A 1,625-nucleotide genomic window follows, 5' to 3' on the forward strand; every position below is an offset into this window, starting at 1 on the left:
CGTTATTGGATGGAAAACGACTCTGGGCAGAAAAGAATTTAACCCAGATTTAACCTGACAGACACCTGTATAAATAACCGGTAGTTGTCAGATCTAATCTGGACTAATACAATTTATTCTTCCGGTATTGGTAATTCATTTTTAGAAATGATAGCCAATCTATTTTGATGGTGTTCTGGATCACCCCATAGCCACATCTCTTGTCGACCAACATCATCTTGAGTCTGAATCTTGCGCAATTCGCAAGTCATCATGTCATAGGCGTAAACATGCAAATTATACATCAGAGCGTCATACATACGAGCCTGCCAGAAAGCCATGCCGTCATTAGTCTGATTCATATCAGATACTATTATGTTGTAGCGCTCTAGTAGGTAATCAAAGAACACCCTGCCCGCCAAATCACGTAGGGCGGATCGATGCTGAGGTGTTGCAATGCGCCAAACGAGAATTTGAGTTACAGGACGACAATTCAATACAGCGTCAGGCTGTATGACCACTCGATTATAATAAACCACCTCTTTTGATATATCGTTTATTAGAGCTAGCTCAAAATGAGATTGGCTAATCTTGCCAGTCAATCGATTATCAACCCGAACCATGCGATAGCCAGGAGAAAAAGACAATCCTTTTATTTGACCTGTGATGTCCTCTCCACCCATCAAAGAAGCGTACAGAACGTGATTATCTGAGCTTTCGTTCAAGTGAGCGAAAACCTCATTAACCTTTTCAGGACGTACCAATCTTTGTGGCATGTGCTCCCCATTAAGCTCAGTTGCTTAAAACAGACGTTCAATATTTAGCTCATTGATAAATATAACTGAGGTAATATTAGACTCTTTGAACCTAGGGTTCAATAGCTGAGGCTATATTCAGGTTGTTTGTTTAACCATCAGAATGTGTCAAATAGCTTCGGTTTTTAGCCTATTCTTGGCTATCACTTCTTCATACTCACCAACCTTCGCTTACCGCTCATCAGGTCATTAGTACGCTGATCATCGGCATCAATAACCGCATCGTACTCTTCCCGCGTGAAGCCTTTCTCATCAGGGAACTTGGCTTTTAGCATCATCTGAAATTCGGTCATCGTTAACTGCTCGGCTTCTTCGCGCGGCATATTGAAATGGGCGCGAGCTGCATTGATATACTCAATCGCTTTAAACTGGTCAGAAAACGCTTCCTTCCCTTCATGCCGCTGGAGTTTTCTGATTTTTACCCGACCGATAACACCATGCGTTATCAGTTCACGAGCAATCAAAATGATGTCATTAATTGGCAAACTACCCAAACGGTACACGACTCCTCTTCGCCCCGGACGCCATTCACCGATCAGCTCGTCCACATAATGATCACAGCAAGCCTGTATCACTAGCATGGCCGTTGACAGGATATTGCGGCCAAATGCGGGTTTTCGCATCAGTTTAATCAACCAGTCGGGAAGCGTACCGTAAGCCAACAACGCGCGGTTAATTAACTCCTGAGTCTCTGCCCCATTGAGCAAAGTGTACGCCTCTACAATCTGTCGAGGTGTACCGATACGTGTCATTGCAGAGAAAGAGGGGCACAATAAATAATCGATTTTATCAGTAGAGATAACCATCTCACCAATATCTAAAATAGGTGTC

2 protein-coding genes are annotated in these 1,625 nt (G+C 43.2%); both read right to left on the bottom strand.

Translation table 11 applies throughout. The features are described 5' to 3' along the window. Nucleotides 1-113: 113 nt before the first annotated feature. A complete protein-coding gene (locus tag IQ209_RS17800) occupies nucleotides 114-755 on the bottom strand; it encodes a hypothetical protein (protein WP_193852516.1) in 642 nt (213 codons plus the stop codon). 182 nt (nucleotides 756-937) lie between these two features. Further along, nucleotides 938-1,625 (bottom strand): DUF6246 family protein (locus IQ209_RS17805; RefSeq protein ID WP_228005975.1); only part of this gene is annotated, 688 nt, incomplete at its 5' end.

Source organism: Xenorhabdus sp. BG5, from assembly GCF_015163665.1.
GTDB lineage: Bacteria > Pseudomonadota > Gammaproteobacteria > Enterobacterales > Enterobacteriaceae > Xenorhabdus.

Excerpts from the sequence above, each read along its gene's own strand:
- IQ209_RS17800 (WP_193852516.1), bottom strand. The coding sequence starts at position 755 with ATGCCACAAAGATTGGTACGTCCTGAAAAGGTTAATGAGGTTTTCGCT.